General features: G+C 69.8%; 13 protein-coding genes. 5 read left to right on the top strand and 8 right to left on the bottom strand.

Annotated features, from left to right (window positions below):
• The first annotated feature begins 3 nt into the window (after positions 1-3).
• Complete coding sequence (locus tag NC7_RS10080) at positions 4-4,518, top strand: SbcC/MukB-like Walker B domain-containing protein (RefSeq protein ID WP_067981341.1); 4,515 nt, start codon at positions 4-6, stop codon at positions 4,516-4,518.
• Positions 4,519-4,583: 65 nt separating this feature from the next.
• Here NC7_RS10080 and NC7_RS10075 read toward each other — a convergent pair whose 3' ends face one another.
• Positions 4,584-5,555: a helix-turn-helix transcriptional regulator gene (locus NC7_RS10075; protein ID WP_067981218.1), complete on the bottom strand. Its 972-nt coding sequence runs from the start codon at positions 5,553-5,555 to the stop codon at positions 4,584-4,586.
• 97 nt (positions 5,556-5,652) lie between these two features.
• Between NC7_RS10075 and NC7_RS10070 the strand changes: the two genes are divergently transcribed.
• Complete coding sequence (locus NC7_RS10070; RefSeq protein ID WP_067981217.1) at positions 5,653-6,054, top strand: RidA family protein; 402 nt, start codon at positions 5,653-5,655, stop codon at positions 6,052-6,054.
• An 8-nt stretch (positions 6,055-6,062) separates the two neighbouring features.
• Here NC7_RS10070 and NC7_RS10065 read toward each other — a convergent pair whose 3' ends face one another.
• Complete coding sequence (locus NC7_RS10065; RefSeq protein WP_067981216.1) at positions 6,063-7,022, bottom strand: helix-turn-helix transcriptional regulator; 960 nt, start codon at positions 7,020-7,022, stop codon at positions 6,063-6,065.
• A gap of 86 nt (positions 7,023-7,108) precedes the next feature.
• Between NC7_RS10065 and NC7_RS10060 the strand changes: the two genes are divergently transcribed.
• Complete coding sequence (locus NC7_RS10060; protein WP_067981215.1) at positions 7,109-8,242, top strand: epoxide hydrolase family protein; 1,134 nt, start codon at positions 7,109-7,111, stop codon at positions 8,240-8,242.
• A 17-nt stretch (positions 8,243-8,259) separates the two neighbouring features.
• Here the strand turns inward: NC7_RS10060 and NC7_RS10055 are convergent, their stop codons facing one another.
• The 3 genes from NC7_RS10055 to NC7_RS10045 all read right to left on the bottom strand — a co-directional run bounded on the left by NC7_RS10055 (position 8,260) and on the right by NC7_RS10045 (position 11,950).
• Complete coding sequence (locus NC7_RS10055; protein WP_084458258.1) at positions 8,260-8,748, bottom strand: M15 family metallopeptidase; 489 nt, start codon at positions 8,746-8,748, stop codon at positions 8,260-8,262.
• 38 nt (positions 8,749-8,786) lie between these two features.
• A complete protein-coding gene (locus NC7_RS10050; protein ID WP_067981214.1) occupies positions 8,787-10,157 on the bottom strand; it encodes an ABC1 kinase family protein in 1,371 nt (456 codons plus the stop codon).
• Between the two features lie 116 nt (positions 10,158-10,273).
• Complete coding sequence (locus tag NC7_RS10045) at positions 10,274-11,950, bottom strand: fumarate hydratase (RefSeq protein WP_174550212.1); 1,677 nt, start codon at positions 11,948-11,950, stop codon at positions 10,274-10,276.
• A gap of 208 nt (positions 11,951-12,158) precedes the next feature.
• Between NC7_RS10045 and NC7_RS10040 the strand changes: the two genes are divergently transcribed.
• The gene (locus NC7_RS10040) at positions 12,159-12,677 is read left to right on the top strand and encodes a MarR family winged helix-turn-helix transcriptional regulator (RefSeq protein ID WP_236573318.1); all 519 of its coding nucleotides are present in this window, start codon (positions 12,159-12,161) and stop codon (positions 12,675-12,677) included.
• A 1-nt stretch (position 12,678) separates the two neighbouring features.
• Here NC7_RS10040 and NC7_RS10035 read toward each other — a convergent pair whose 3' ends face one another.
• The 3 genes from NC7_RS10035 to mftE form a co-directional block, all read right to left on the bottom strand.
• Entirely contained in the window at positions 12,679-12,945 is a 267-nt protein-coding gene (locus NC7_RS10035) for a hypothetical protein (RefSeq protein WP_067981212.1), read from the bottom strand.
• Positions 12,946-13,034: 89 nt separating this feature from the next.
• Positions 13,035-14,240 carry a pre-mycofactocin synthase MftD gene (mftD, locus tag NC7_RS10030; protein ID WP_067981211.1) on the bottom strand — a complete coding sequence of 402 codons (1,206 nt, stop codon included), beginning with the start codon at positions 14,238-14,240 and terminating at the stop codon, positions 13,035-13,037.
• Complete coding sequence (gene mftE / locus NC7_RS10025; RefSeq protein WP_067981210.1) at positions 14,237-14,935, bottom strand: mycofactocin biosynthesis peptidyl-dipeptidase MftE; 699 nt, start codon at positions 14,933-14,935, stop codon at positions 14,237-14,239. Before mftE ends, mftD begins: the two co-directional genes overlap by 4 nt.
• A 76-nt stretch (positions 14,936-15,011) precedes the next feature.
• Here mftE and mftR point away from each other — a divergent pair, with 76 nt between their 5' ends.
• Positions 15,012-15,605 (top strand): mycofactocin system transcriptional regulator MftR, encoded by a 594-nt coding sequence (gene mftR, locus NC7_RS10020; protein ID WP_067981209.1) that lies wholly within the window; start codon positions 15,012-15,014, stop codon positions 15,603-15,605.
• The last annotated feature ends 37 nt before the right edge of the window (positions 15,606-15,642 follow it).

Below are 15,642 nucleotides of genomic sequence, written 5' to 3'. Positions count from 1 at the left end.
CAGATGACGCTCATTCACGGCGGAGTGCGATTCGTCCCGACCCGCGCGGGCATCGTCAACCTGTGGGACTACCGCGACCAGGAGTTCTGTTTCGCCGACGGACGCCTGGTATTGCGCGGACCCAACGGTTCGGGCAAGACCAAGGCCCTCGAGGTGCTGTTCCCGTTCGTGCTCGACGGGCGGATCGAGCCGCGCAGGCTCAACCCGTTCGCCGGTGAGGAACGCACCATGAAGTCGAACCTGCTCTACCGCAAGCAGGAATCGGCGTACTCATATGTGTGGATGGAATTCGCGCGCGGCAACTGGGAGGATCCCGAGGTCGTCACGGTCGGTATCGGGATGCGTGCCACCCGGTCCTCGGACAAGGTGACGCGCTGGTATTTCGTCGCCGACGGTCGCGCGGGTGTCGACTTCTCGTTGATCGGTCCCGACGACCGCCCGCTCACCCGCAAACAGCTCGCCGAGCAGATCGGCAGCGACGCCATCGTCGACCGCCCGGTCGAATACCGCGCCGCGATCGACGCCCGCATGTTCGGGCTCGGGATGCAGCGCTACGACCAGCTCATCAACCTGATCCTCACTCTGCGTCGCCCGCAGCTGGCCAAGAATCTCGATCCGCGTGGGCTGTCGCAGGCACTCACCGACGGTCTGCGGCCCCTCGACGAACAGTTGATCCTCGACGCGGCCCGGTCGTTCAGCGACATGGAAGAAGTGGGCCGCACGCTCGACGGGCTGGTGCAAGCCGACACCGCCACCAGACGGTTCGTGGACGTGTACCGCAAATACCTTGCGGTGCAAGCGAAGTCGGATGTCGATCAGGTACGCACCCGGCTCGACGCCGTCACCAACGCCTCGACCGCCCTGTTCGCCGCGACCGCCTTGCGCACACGTCGCGACGCCGACCGCGCCGCCGCCGAGGCCCGTGCCGAGGAGGCCGACCGCGCCTACGAGCAGGCCATCGCCGACCGCGAGAACCTGCAGCGCTCCAGCGCCTACGAGGGCAAACAGCAACTGGACGACCTCGCCGACGCTGTCCGCCGACTCGAAACCTCCGCCGCTGTGCACCGGGACAAGGCCGCCGAAGCCGCCCAGACCTTGCAGCGTCGCGCCGAGGAAGCCGAGAAGGCCGCCGAAGCGGAACGCACGGCCGCTGCCGCGCTGGTGCGCGGCGAGGAAGCCCTCCGTTCGGCCGCCGAGGAAGCGGGCATCGAGTGGACCACGCCCGGCACCGACGGCCGGGGCGACCAGTTCACCGCCGCCGTTCGCGGCCATGCCGAGGAACGCGACGCCGACGTGCGCGCGGTCCGCAAAGCCGTGAGCAAGTGGGAATCCGCCGCTGCCGATCGCACCCGTGCGGAACGTCTCGCGGAACGCACGGTGGAATTGCGCGACGCGGCCGCGGCCGAGGTCGCGCACGCGGAAGCCGCGGTCGCCTTGGCGCGCAAGGAGTCCGCCACGAATCTTCGGGCCTGGTGGAAGTCCAATTCCGGCATTCTCCTGACCGACGGTCACCGGCGCGGCGGCACGGACAGCGTCGACGCCGGGCAGTCGGATCGGGCCCGGGCTGCCGACGTGACAACCGACGAGGTCGGCATGCTGGAAGCACTCGAGGCCGCCTTCGCCGGGGCCGGTGTGGAGGACATCCCCTCCGCGGCAGAGGTGTTGGCGGAACGCTGCGAGCCACTGCGTGAGCGGATCCGCACCCGCCGCCAGGAGGCTCGGGCGCGAGCCGAAGCGGCGGCCGCACGCCGGGACGCTCTGACCGCCGAGCGCGAGCAGATCGCCGCCGAGCACGACGACGCTCCCCCGTCCTCGACCGCCAGAACCGGTGCCCGCGAGGGGCTTCCGGGTGCGCCGCTGTGGCAGCTGGTGCGTTTCGGCGATGCGGTGTCCGCGCGGGAGGCCGCTGGGATCGAGGCCGCCTTGCAGGCCGCGGGTCTGCTCGACAGCTGGGTCTGCGGCCCGACCCTGCCCACCGAGGTCGAGGCCGACCACTTCCTGCTCCCACTGCCCCTCGACCAGCGCCCGACCGGTCGCACCCTCGCCGATGTCCTTGTGGTGGAAGAGAACACGGCCGAGGGCGAGGCCCCGAGCGACACGGTCGCTGCCGTGCTCGCCTCCGTAGCCCTCGACGAATTCTTTCCTGACTCGGGCAACTCCGCTTCGACGGAAGCCGACGACCGCTCAGGGTACGAAGCCGCCGAGACACACCCGGCGCCGACCACGCAAGTTCGAGCAGACTCCGCACCAGGCGCGGGAGACGCAGCGGAATCGACGACAGTCGGGGCGACGAGTGCGGATCGCGCCGGTGTCGCGGACGGCGAAGGCGTGGGACGGACCATGCCAGGCGCCACGCTGAGTGCGCTGGCCGCCGAGGCTACCACCATGGTGATCGGAGCGGCGGGCCACTATCGGTTGGGTGTCCTGGTCGGCAGGCAGCACAAGACCGAGGCCGAGTTCATCGGGGCCACCGCGCGGGCACGCAGGCGGGCATCGCGGCTCGCCGAGATCGAGGCGGCGATCGAGGCCGCCCGCGCGGAGTGCGATGCGACACGGGCCGAAGAGTCCTCGGCGGCAACACAATTGGCCGCGCTCGCCGATGCGGCCAAGTCGTTGCCGCGACCTTCGGCGGTGACCGCCGCGCTTCGGGCAGTCGCGGAGACCGCCGGGCTGATGCGGTCGCGGGTGGAGGCGGCCGCGCAGGCCGAGCGGGAACTCGATCTGGCGGTGGCCGAGGTGGCCGCCCAGGACAAGAAGGTGCGGGCGGCGGCGCAAGCGCATCGCACGCCGCGTGAGGCACGGGAACTCGACGCACTGGCCGCGGCGATCCGGCATTTCGAGAACACCGGCACCGGGCTGTTGCGGTTGCGTGCCGAGCACGAGCGGGAACGTGAGCGCGAACGCGAGGGCGCCGATCGGCACGACGAGGCCCGCGCCCTGGCCGAGGCGTTCGCCGAGGAGGCCGAGGCAGCCCGCGCCGGATATGCCGAACAGCAGCGCAAGCTCGCAACGCTACGAGAAGCGTTGGGCGCCGGCGCGGCCGACATCGACCGTGACCTGGACGCGGCGCGTTCGGCCATCGAAGCCGCCAAAGCCGAGCAGCGGGCCGCGCGCAAGGCAGCCAATGCGGCGATCGAGGCGGTGGGTGATGCGGAAGCGGCTTATCGCACGGCGCACGAGGCGCTCGCCACGGCGCTCACCGAGGTGCTCGCCGAAGTGCGGTCGCTGGCGCCGTACGCCCGACCCGACCTGCTGAGCCTGCTCGGCGGTTCGGTCGAGCACCGGTGGCCGAGCAGCGAGGCCGCCTGGTCTACATCCGAGCAGTTGCAGTACCGCATTGTCGCCGCGGGCCCGGAAACCGATCCGGTGGTCTTGCCGGACGAGGTCGCGGCCCTGTTCGCCGACCTGGATGCCGCCACCGCCCAGGTGCGCGCCACCGAAGCCGGGCGCAAGTCCACCCGGTCGGCGGTGACCAGCGCACTACAGGAGTTCGACGCCGCGCTCACCGCGTCCGGTCGCGACTACCGCCTGCACTGGGACGCCGACGACGGGCTCACCGTGGTGGCCGTGCACGACGAGAACGGCCAGACCGCCCTCGCCGATTTCGCGGCGCGCATCGACGCCGCGCGCCGCGATCAGGAACTGCTGCTCACCGACGCCGAACGCCGCATCCTCGAAGACGCGCTGCTCACCGGACTGGCCCAGCAGATCCACGAAAGGACAACGGACGCACGCGAACTCATCTCCCGCATGGGTGCGGAGATGAAGCAGCGGCGGATGTCGTCGGGCAACACCATCGGCGTGCACTGGGTGCTGGCCGACGGCCTGTCGGAGGCGGCGCGCGCGATGTGCAAGCTGCTCGATCGCGATACCGCCGCGTTGAGCCCGGAGGATCTGGGTGCGGTTCGCGCGCATTTCGCGGCCGAGATCCGGGCTGCCCGCGCCGCCCACCCGGAACGGTCCTACCCCGAGATCCTCGCCGCCACCCTCGATTACCGGTCGTGGCGGGTGTTCTCGTTCACGCTGATCTCCGGGGACGGCTCCGAGGACAAGCTCACCGTCGCCCGCCACAGCGCGCTGTCCGGCGGTGAGCAGTCGGTCTCGCTGCACCTGCCGTTGTTCGCCGCCGCCCACGTGATGCTCGATTCCGCCGACCCGCAGGCACCGCGCCTGCTGGCGCTGGACGAGGCGTTCGCCGGTGTCGACGACAACGGCCGCAGCGAATTGCTCGGTCTCAGTGTGCAATTCGACCTCGACCTGTTCATGACCGGCTACGACCTGTGGATCACCTATCCCCACGTCCCCGGCTGCGCGCACTACGACCTCGCGCACTCAACCGCCGAGAACACCGTGAGCGCGACCCTGCTGGTGTGGGACAGCGGCGAACTCCTCGCCGAACACGACGGCGGCGACCTCACCACCGCCCTCGGCTCCCCCAACCGCCGCCGCCTGCCCAACACCATAGAGGGCGGGCTCACGTTGGAGGGCATGCCGGGAGAACCGGCACCGGTCGGCTGAGGGCACACCGGCGCACCCTCCTCGTTCCCGCATCCGGGGCCATCCACCCGGTGGTGGCCGCTGCGTCACGGTGTGGCGTGGTGGGCGGCGAGGGCCGCGGCACGGTCGTGCAGTGTGGTGCGCAACCATGGGGGCGTGAGGATTTCGGCGTTGGTGCCGAGTTGCCAGAGGGCCCATTCGGCGTGACGGGGGTCCTGGAAGGTGAGCTCGAGGTGCAGCCACCCGTCGGGATCGACTGATTCGGAGCGGACGGTCACCGCGGTGTCGACCAACTCCGCCCGCCGAACACCGTTCACCCTGACCTCGACGGCGATCTGGTCGCTCCCGGCGCGGAATCGGGTGCCGCGTTCCTTCCAGGCCTGGTCCAGGTCGACGTGCTCCGGCCGCTGCGCCGGTTCCGGCAGTTCCTCGGCGTCCAGGATGCGCGACAGACGATACGTTCGGTCCTGCCCCGATCGGGTGGCCAGTAGATAACCCTGTTCGGCGGCGGTGACGAGGCCGATCGGGTCGACCGTTCGCCACTGCGCGGGCCGATCGACGGCGGCGTAGTTGATCCGGAGCCGATGGCCCGTCAGCACCGCGCGGCGGACCTCGGCCACCACGGCATCGGGCAGGTCCTCCGTGACCATGCGACGTGACAGCAGGTCGGTTTCGGGGTCGACGAGCAGGCGACGGGCGGCACCGGTCGCGGTGTCGCGGTAACTCTCCGGCAGCGCGTCGACGACCTTGCGCATGGCCGAGGCCAGGGCACCGCCGAGGCCGAAAGCCTGGGCGCCGCGCCGCGATCCGGCGACGAGCAGCGCCAGCGCCTCGTCGTGATTGAGACCGGTGAGTTCGGTCTGGAAACCGGGGAGCAGGGCGAAACCGCCGTGCCTGCCACGTTCGGCGTACACCGGCACCCCGGCCGCCGACAGCGCCTCGATATCGCGCAGCACGGTGCGCGTGGAGACCTCCAGCTCGCGGGCCAGCGCGTCGGCGGTCAGCCTGCCGTGCCTGCGCAACAGCAGCACGAGGGAGACAAGCCGGTCGGCGCGCATTCGCGAAAGATTACCCGGAATACATGACAGAGGATGTCGTGTATTGCTGACAGGCTCATCCGCGTCACAACAATCCACCACACGAGAGGTGCCTCGCATGGCGCACACCATCGTCAACCCCGACGGCCTGCACAACCCGGTTCCGTTCGGCTACAGCCACACCGCCGCTGTCCCGGCGGGCACCGACCTGGTCTTCGTCTCCGGCCAGTACGGTTCCGACGCCGACGGCGCGGTCGTCTCCGGTGACTTCGCCGAGCAGGTGAAGCGGACCTTCGACAATATCGCCACCGCGCTGGCGGCCCACGACCTGGATCTCGGCCACGTCGTCGCCCTGCGCACCTACGTGGTGAACCACGATGTCACGAAACTCGGCCCGATCGCCGGTGCCGTCGCCGAGCACTGGGGCACCACCCCGCCCACCCAGACGCTCATCGGTGTCGCGGCCCTGGCCACCCCCGATGTGCTGTTCGAGGTGGAAGCGGTCGCGGCCCGGCCCTGACGCGGTCCTCACTCCACCGCGCGCCCGATGCGCTCCGCCATCGCCCGCAGTCGCCCGGACAGCTCGGGCGAGTCACGTACCCGGAACGCGACTCCGAGCGAAACCAATCGCCGGGCAAGCCAATCGGGATCATCATCGCGGACGCCGGTGAGTCGGCAGGTGGTGGCATCGGTGGAGTGCAGTGTGGCGGGGTCCTCGCCGAGTCGACCGGTGACCCGGCCGAGCGGGGCGTCGATGGTGACGTCGGCCCGGTACGGGGCGGTGGCCCAGTCGGTGCGGCGTCCCGCCACATAGTCGGCGGCGTCGGCAGCGGGTAGCTCGCGCGCGATGATCCGGGCCCCGGTCGGGTGCGGGTGGGCGATCCGGTCGGCGCGGTAGGTGCGCCAGGCGTCTCGGTCGAGGTCGTAGGCGACCAGGTACCAGCGCCGACCGGACGCGACGACGCCGACCGGTTCGGCATGGCGGCGTGACTCGGCGCCGTCGGTGTCGAGATAGCCGAACCGCAGTCGTTCCCGGTTGGTGACGGCCGCGGCGAGGGTGGTGAGGACCTCCGGCTCCACGGCGGGCCCCTCACCCACCCGGACCGCGACCGCCGTGCCGACCACCCGCACCCGGCGGCGCAGCTTCGCGGGCAGGACCTGCTCGAGTTTGGTCAACGCCCGCACCGAAGCCTCCTCGATCCCACCGACCGCCTGCCCGGTGGCGACCCGCAGGCCGACGGCCACCGCTACCGCTTCGTCCTCGTCGAGCACCAGCGGCGGCAGCGCCGACCCGGCGGTGAGACGGTAGCCGCCGCTGGCACCCAGCGCGGCGAGCACCGGGTAGCCGAGCTCGCGCAACCGGTCGATATCGCGGCGCACGGTGCGGTCGGTGACGCCGAGGCGGTCGGCGAGTTCGCTGCCCGGCCATTCGCGCGGCATCTGCAGCAGCGAGAGCAGTCGGAGCAGCCGGGCGGCAGTATCGGTCATGATGTCGATTCTCGCGCAGATCTAGGACCGATACTGTCCTAGATGCCTCGTAGCGTCGGGTTCACACCGATCACGAGGAGTTCCGAATGACTGTCCGCCCCTTCCACATCGACATCCCGCAGACCGATCTCGACGACCTGCGCGACCGGCTGGCACGAGCCCGATGGACCCCCGAACTGCCGGGCGACGGTTGGGAACGTGGCGTGCCTGCCGTGTACCTGCGCGAGCTCGCCACCTACTGGGCCGACGAATTCGATTGGCGGGCACAGGAAACCGCACTCAACGCGTTCCCCCAGTTCCACACGACCATCGAGGGCCTCGACGTGCACTTCGCCCACGTCCGCTCCCCGGAACCCGATGCGGTGCCCCTGCTGCTCACCCACGGGTGGCCCAACACCTTCGCCGAATTCAGCCGCGTGATCGGTCCGCTGACCGATCCTCGCGCGCACGGTCTCGATCCCGCCCTCGCCTTCGACGTGGTCGTCCCGTCGGTGCCCGGTTTCGCCTTCTCCCAGGCTCCGTGCGAGGTGGGGATGACCACCGCACGAGTGGCCAGGATGTGGACGCAGCTCATGGACCGGCTCGGCTACCAGCGCTATGGCACGCAGGGCGGTGACCTGGGCGCCTACATCGCACCGGAGATGGCGCTCGCGGCCCCGGAGCACGTGATCGGGGTCCATCTCGACGGCGGGATCGGTATGCCGACCGAGGCCGACGTGCCCGCGATGTCGGACGAGGACCGCGCCGAATGGGACCAGATGCAACTGTGGATGACCGGCGGCGTCGACCACCACACCCTGCTGCGCACCGCACCGCAGACCTTCGCGCTGGGTTGGAACGATTCCCCGGTCGCGCTGCTGGCATGGATGATGCAGAAGTTCCAGGAGTTCACGCCGATGGCCGAACTCGCCGAGGACGTGATCGACCGCGATGACCTGCTCACCACGGTGTCGCTGTACTGGTTCACCCAGACCACCGGCACGTCCTCGTGGCCGATGTACAACGGGCTGCGCGACGGCGGCTTCGGCTGGCCGATCGGTCAGAACCTGGTGCCGACGGGCGTCTACGGTGGCGGCTCACCGCTCATGCGCAAGCTCGCCGACCGCGACAACAAGATCATTCATTGGCCGTCGGGCAATCCGGGCAACCACTTCGTGGCGATGGAGCAACCGACCGCGCACGTCGCCGACATCCGTACGTTTTTCGCGGCCCTGCGCTGAGACCGGACCGCGCCGACCTACCGCACGCTCGCATCGGGCACCGTCGGCGGGCACGGCGCCCCCGGCACCGTCACCAACTCGAAGTGCCACCATTCGTTGTCGAACGTCCGGCAGAGCCCCCAGCGGTTGCCGTTCGCCTCGAGCCACTGGGCGCCGATCTGGGGGCCGACGTCGACCGCGTGGCCGGAGACGTGCGTCGATTCGGCGGGTGGCAGGACCCAGCGCCGCGCCTCCTCGGGGCTGCCGTGGGTGGCCAGGCCGTCCTGCCACAGCGCTTCCTGCTGTTCGGGGGTGCGGTAGCCGGAGGTGACCGACAGCGGCACGCCCTCGGCGTGCGCCTGCTGTTCGGCCAGGGTGTAGGCCAAGGCCAGCGGTGGGTCGAGGCCCTCGGTGCCCGCGGCGGACTGGACCTGTTCGCGCTGATCGGGGTCGGCCGTGGCGGTACCCGCCGCGGTCAGCGCCGCGACCGCGCCCACGCCGACCAGGATCCGGAGAACAGTGTGCATGTCGGAATCCTATCGACCCCGCTTCGGCGCGGTTCGCCTCACCCGGATCGGCGCCACCGGTCGATCTCGCGGCCGACCTCGGTCACGGGAGGCTCACGGTAGAGCCATTCGCGAGCCAGCTGGTGCCAGTTCGCGGTGGCCCGCAGCTGGCCGAGGGTGGCGAAGGTGAACAGGTCGGCCCGGCGGGAGAACACGTGCTCCGGCGGCAGCAGCTGCCGGTGCATACCGTGGAACTCCGAGGACCGCGGGTCGACCGCGAGAAGCAGTGCGCCCGTGGCCAGTTCGGGGGTGATGGTGACCTCCTCGTCGAGCAGGTGCCAGCCGGTGGCGGCCCACACGTAGGCCAGGCTCTCCTCCACCGATACCCCGGCGTTCGGGTCGATGATCCCGCGATCGACCCACGCGGCGTGCAGGTCCTCGCCGCGGCCCTCCGCCGCCGCGCGCAACACCTCGCGCTCGAAATCGACGTGCCCCGGGTCCATCCGCTTGTACAGACCGAAGTCGACGAAGGCGAGACGCCCGTCGGCGGCCAGCAGCATGTTCCCCGGGTGCGGATCGCCACAGAACTCGTTGTCGACGAAAAGGCTGGAGATGTAGAACCGGTAGATCAGTTCGCCCAGATGGTCACGGTCGGCGTCGGGCAGCGTGCGCATGTGCGAAAAGGGTTGCGAGTCGACATATTCGGTGACCAGCACATTGTGTGTGCAGTGTTCGACGATCGCGTCGGGCACGGTGATGAACGGATGACCGCGGTAGCGCCGTGCCACCCGGTGCTGGGTGCTCGCCTCGCGTTCGTAGTCCAGCTCGCTGCGCAGGTTGTCGGCGATCTCCTCGAGCACGCCGGTGTCGGCCATACTCGGCAGCACGGATCTGCCCATCTTGCTGAGGAATTCGAGGTTTCCGATATCGGCGTGGACCGCGCGCTCCACGCCGGGGTACTTCACCTTCACCGCGACCACGCGCCCGTCGCGCAGGGTGGCGCGGTGCACCTGACCGATCGAGGCGGCCGCGATGGCGGTCTCCTCGAAGTCGGCGAAGATGCCACCGAGCGGGCCGAGATCGTCCTCGATCACCGCTCGCATCGTCGGGAACGCGACGGCGGGGGCCTTGTCCTGCAACGCGGCCAACTGGGCGCGGAAGTGTTCGCGATGCGATTCGGGGACGAAGTCGAGGTCGAGCACCGAGGCCATCTGCCCCAGCTTCATCGCCGACCCCTTCATGCTGCCGAGGACCGTGACGATCTGCTGCGCGGTCGTCATCGCCGAGCGCTCGGCCAGGACCTGCCTGGCCTCCTCGGTGCGACCGATCATCGACAGTCGTCTGCCGACCCCGCGCACCGCCTGGCCCGCGGCGAACTGTCCGAGTTTGGCGCCGCGCGCCACCCGGCCCCCAGGAATTCCAGCGGGCATAGCCACCCCGTTCACCGTATGTCGCGGGTCACGTTACACCGCGTCGGCTGGACGCACGACCAGAAGACCCCGGCGCCCGCGAGGACGCGGCCACCCGGGCCCTCGGAGCGAGGTCTCTACACGCGTTCCTTGGAGCGGGTACGCACGCGCAGTGCGATCGGCTTGGAGGTCTCGGCGAAGAAGTCGTTGCCCTTGTCGTCGACGACGATGAAGGCGGGGAAATCCTCGACGTCGATCTTCCAGACCGCCTCCATGCCGAGCTCCGGATACTCGAGCACCTCGACGTTCTTGATGCAGTCCAGGGCCAGCCGCGCGGCCGGGCCGCCGATGGAACCGAGGTAGAAACCGCCGTGTTCGTTGCACGCCTTGGTGACCTGCGCGGACCGGTTGCCCTTGGCGAGCATGATCATCGAACCGCCCGCGGCCTGGAACTGATCGACGTAGGAGTCCATGCGTCCGGCGGTGGTCGGGCCGAACGAGCCGGAAGCGTAACCCTCGGGGGTTTTGGCCGGGCCCGCGTAGTAGACGGCCATGTCGCGCAGGTACTGCGGCATCGACTCGCCCGCGTCGAGCCGTTCCTTGATCTTGGCGTGGGCGATGTCGCGGGCCACGACCAGCGGGCCGGTGAGCGAAAGCCGGGTCTTCACCGGGTATTTCGACAGTTCGGCGCGGATCTCGTCCATCGGGCGGTTCAGGTCGATCTGCACCACGTCGCCGCCGAGGATGTCCTCGGTCTGCTCCGGAAGGTACTGCGCCGGTTCGGTTTCCAGCTGCTCGAGGAAGATGCCGTCCTTGGTGATCTTGGCCAGCGCCTGGCGGTCGGCCGAGCACGACACCGCGATGGCGACCGGGCAGGAGGCGCCGTGGCGGGGCAGGCGGACCACGCGCACGTCGTGGCAGAAGTACTTGCCACCGAACTGAGCGCCGATGCCGAACTCGCGGGTGAGCTGGAAGACCTCTTCCTCGAGCTCGAGATCACGGAAGGCGTGACCGGTGATCGAACCCTCGGTCGGCAGGTTGTCCAGGTAGTGCGCGGAGGCGTATTTCGCCGTCTTCAAGGCGAATTCGGCGCTGGTGCCACCGATGACCACGGCCAGGTGGTACGGCGGGCAGGCGGCGGTGCCAAGCGAGCGGATCTTCTCGTCGAGGAACTCGAGCATGCGCTCGGGGTTCAGGACGGCCTTGGTCTCCTGGTACAGGAACGACTTGTTGGCCGAACCGCCGCCCTTGGCCATGAACAGGAACTTGTAGACCGGGTTGTCGGCGTCACCCTCGGTGGAGTACAGCTCGATCTGGGCGGGCAGGTTGGAACCGGTGTTCTTCTCCTCCCACATGGTGATCGGCGCGAGCTGGGAGTAGCGCAGGTTGAGCCGGGAGTAGGCGTCGAACACGCCGCGGCTGATCCATTCGGCGTCGTCGGCGCCGGTGAGCACGCCCTCGCTCTTCTTGCCCATCACGATCGCGGTGCCGGTGTCCTGGCACATCGGCAGCACGCCGCCCGCGGAGATGTTGAGGTTCTTGAGCAGGTCGAGCGCCACGAAACGGTCGTTGCCCGAGGACTCCGGGTCGTCGATGATCTTGCGCAGCTGGCGCAGGTGGGCCGGGCGCAGATAGTGGCTGATGTCGTGGATCGCCGTCTCGGTGAGCAGACGCAGCGCCTCGGGCTCGACCTGCAGGAAGGTGCGGCCGTTGTGCTCGAAGGTGCTGACCCCCTCGGTGGTGAGCAGACGGTACGGCGTGTCGTCCGCGCCGATCGGCAGCAGATCGGAATAGCGGAACTCCGGCGCGGTCACGGATCGCACTCCTTCAGGCAGGTGGGCAGAGCATCGCAGAGCCTAGCCACCACCGGGCACCGAGCTGGATATTAGGCAACCCTTAGTCAACCTGAATAATGGTCGAGGTTGCACGTTCAACACAAACGGTGCTACCCATTCTCCGGGGCGGTGGTGGGCGTGCGCCGTTCAAATCCGAAGCTTGCACCGGCGAATCTGGAGCTCGATCGTGACCGATCCACAGTGGCTCGATGATGTCGAAATGCGCGCCTGGCTGGGCTATGTCCGTACCCGCGACCTGATCGCCGCGGCGATCGGGCGTGACGCCGGCCGGGCGGCCAACCTGAGTTATGTCGAATATTCCGTGCTGGTGTACCTAGCCGACGCACCGGGCCAGCGTTTGACCTTCGCTGACCTGGCGGGTGCGCTGGAATGGTCGCAGAGCAGGCTCTCCCACCAGATCACCCGCATGCAGAAGCGCGGACTGGTCGTGCGCGAGACCATGCCGCACGACCAGCGCCGCACGGTTGCACGACTGACGAGCGCGGGCGGTCAGTTGCTCACGACCGCGGCCCCCGCCCACGTGCGCAGCGTGCGACGGCACATGATCGACGTCCTCGACCGTGCGCAACTGGCCGCGCTCGCCGAGATCTACGACGTGCTCATCGACCACCACCGCAGTGCGGCACGGGAACTCGGCGGCCGCGTACCGACCCCGGAGGTGACGCCCGCGGTGGACCTGGCGTGAGTCAGGAACCCGAACTACCGCCGCCACCGCTGGAGTGGGGCGGCTGGCCCAGCCCACCTCGCAGGACCGTTCCGCCCGCGACCGGTGCCCCACGGTCGTAGACGTCACCGGTGCTCGGCCGGAGGAAACTGCCCGCCGCCAGGGCGATCGCCGCGCCGACCGCCGGATACACGAGCGTGTCGGTGTGCTTGTACCAGAACCGCTGGTAGCTCGCGTCGGACGTGTCGCACAGGTCGTCGGCCACCCGCTTGTTCGTCGCCGTCTCCACGCAGATACCCACCGAAGCCGGACGGGCGGCCGCACTGGAGGTCGGTCACCCACGTCCCGACAACCTGCGCGACCTCCGGGAAATACCACCTACCGCAACACTTCCTCGGCGGCGCGAGCCGTGTCGGGAAGGCCGAGAGCACGTTCGAAACCGTCGGGGACGACGATGTCGTCGCGGGTCAGGTCGGTGACCGAGGTCTTGCGCAGGCCGAGCAGGGCGGAGTCGATGCCGCCGCGCAGGATGTCGAGGACGTTCTCCACGCCCGCCTGGCCGTTGGCCGCGAGACCCCACAGGTACGCGCGGCCGATGAGGACGGCGCGGGCACCCAACGCGACGGCCTTGACGACGTCGCTGCCGCGCCGGATGCCGCCGTCGAGCAGGACCTCGATCTGGTCGCCCACGGCGTCGGCCAGCACCGGCAGGGCGCGGATGGCGGCGGGGGTGCCGTCGAGGTTGTTGCCGCCGTGATTGGACACCGAGATGCCCGCGACCCCCGCGTCGACCGCACGCAGCGCGTCGTCCACCCGCATCACGCCCTTGAGCAGCACCGGACCGTCCCACTGCGCGCAGATCCAGGCCACGTCGTCCCAGTCCGGGGCGGGCGTCTGCATCCATTCGCCGTAGGCACCGAAGAAGCCGGGAGCCGCGCCGCCGCCGACCGACATGTTGGGGGCGGTCAGGTCGGGGATGGAGCCCGAGCGCAGGTAGGTGGCCAGCCAGCGCGGCCGGGCGAGAGTCTGCGGGGCGAACTTCATCATGGTGCGCAGGTTCAGCGACTCGGGGATCTGTGGGCTGCCCCAGTCGCGACCGTGCGAGAACGACCAGTCCAGCGTGAGGATCAGGCCGACCGCACCGGCGTCCTTCGCCCGCCGCATCCGTTCCAGGATCTGATCCTTGGCACCGCACCAGTACAGCTGGAAGAAGGTCGCGGGGTTGGCGGCGATCACCTCTTCCACCGGCTTGCTGGCGAACGAGCTGAGGCCCATGGCGATACCGCGCGCGGCCGCGGCCCGTGCCACGGCGACCTCACCGTCGGGGTGCACGGCCTGCACACCGGTGGGCGAGATCAGCACCGGCATCGAAACCTGTTGTCCGAGGACGGTTGTCGATTGGTCGCGGTCACCGATCGGGCCCGCGCAGTGCGGTGCGAAACCGAGTTCGGTGAACGCGGTCTGGTTGTCCTCGATGGTCTGGCCCCGTTCGGAACCGGCGATCAGCGCGCCGTACACCGACTTCGGCAGCCGCTTGCGGGCGCGCCGCTGCGCCTCGGCGACGGTCTCGAACCAGGGGTTCATCGATGTGGTCCTTCCTCGTTGTCACCCGGCCACCAGTGGCGCAGGTCGTGCAGGAGCGCGGCGGTCGCCGCGCTCAGCAGTTCGGCACCCGTGGCGGCATCCGCCCCGGTCGGGTCGCCGAGAATTCCGTTGCGGCTCACCGCGGCCACCCCGCCCGCGCGCAGCAGGGGCAGCACCTCGGCGAGCGGGCGCGTGTCCCCCGGTTCGGCCGCCTCGGTGCGCACCCGTTCGGGCGCGAGCGCCAGCTGGAGGGAGGTCTCGGTGTGGCCCGCGTGCGCGTCACCGCCGTAGGCGGGGCAGAACAGCCGCACATCGCGCGATTCCGAACGCAGCAGGGTCACGGCCCGGCGCAGCGCCTCGACATTGCCGCCGTGGGCGTTGACCAGCACGATCCGCGCGAAACTCGCCGTGGCCGACCGGCACAGCTCCACGACGAGCAACTCCAGGGCGGCCTGCCCGATCGACAGTGTGCCCGCGAACCCGGCGTGCTCGCCGCTGGCGCCGTAGGGCACGGCGGGCGCGACGAGCACGTCGTCGCGGGCGGCGGCGGTGCGCGCGCACAGCGCCGCGGCGATGTCGAGATCGGTGGACAGCGGCAGGTGCGGTCCGTGCTGTTCGATGGCGCCGAGCGGCACCAGCAGGATCGACGCGCGACAGGCGTCGGCCTCCGGCGATGTGAGCTGGGCCACGAACATGTCCGAACATTAACGTCAGTCACTGTCATAATCAAGACCGGGCGCTCCCCGGCGAACCAGTCCCTACGCTGTATCCATGTCAGCCCCGACAACCCAGCGCGGCCGCCCACCCCGCACCACGCGCCGCGCCCTGGAACTCATCGCGATGCGCCTGTTCACCGAGCACGGCTTCGACGAGGTGACCGTCGGGCAGATCGCGGCCGAGGCGGGCGTCAGCGAACGCACCTTCTTCCGATACTTCCCGAGCAAGGGCGAGGTGCTGTGGCACCAGTTCGACGACGAGGTCGCCGACCTGCGCGCGGCCTTCGCCGCCGTCGCCGACGACGAGCCGATGATGACCGCGGTGCGGCGGATCGTGGTGGCCGCCAACAGGTATCGCGCCGAGGACATCCCGGAGCTGCGCACCAGGATGCGCCTGATCTCGGGCATCCCCGCGCTGTCGGCGGGCGCGGGCGCGCACTACGACGCCTGGGAACGCGCGGTCGGCGAATTCGCCGCGCGCAGGCTCGGGACAACCGCCGACGATCTGCTCCCGCTGGCGGTCGGCCGCACCACGCTGGCCGCCGCCCGCGCCGCCTTCGACGCCTGGCTCGAACGCGGTGACGCGGATCTCACCGTGTACCTGGACCGGGCGCTGGCGGCGCTGGCCCGCGGCTTCAGCCCCGAATAGCCGGTTACCGGCAGGTTTGGACAGCATCATGTATGGG

The organism is Nocardia caishijiensis NBRC 108228, from assembly GCF_001612825.1.
In the GTDB taxonomy this organism is placed as follows: domain Bacteria; phylum Actinomycetota; class Actinomycetes; order Mycobacteriales; family Mycobacteriaceae; genus Nocardia; species Nocardia caishijiensis.
This window is presented reverse-complemented; position numbering and strand designations above follow the sequence as displayed.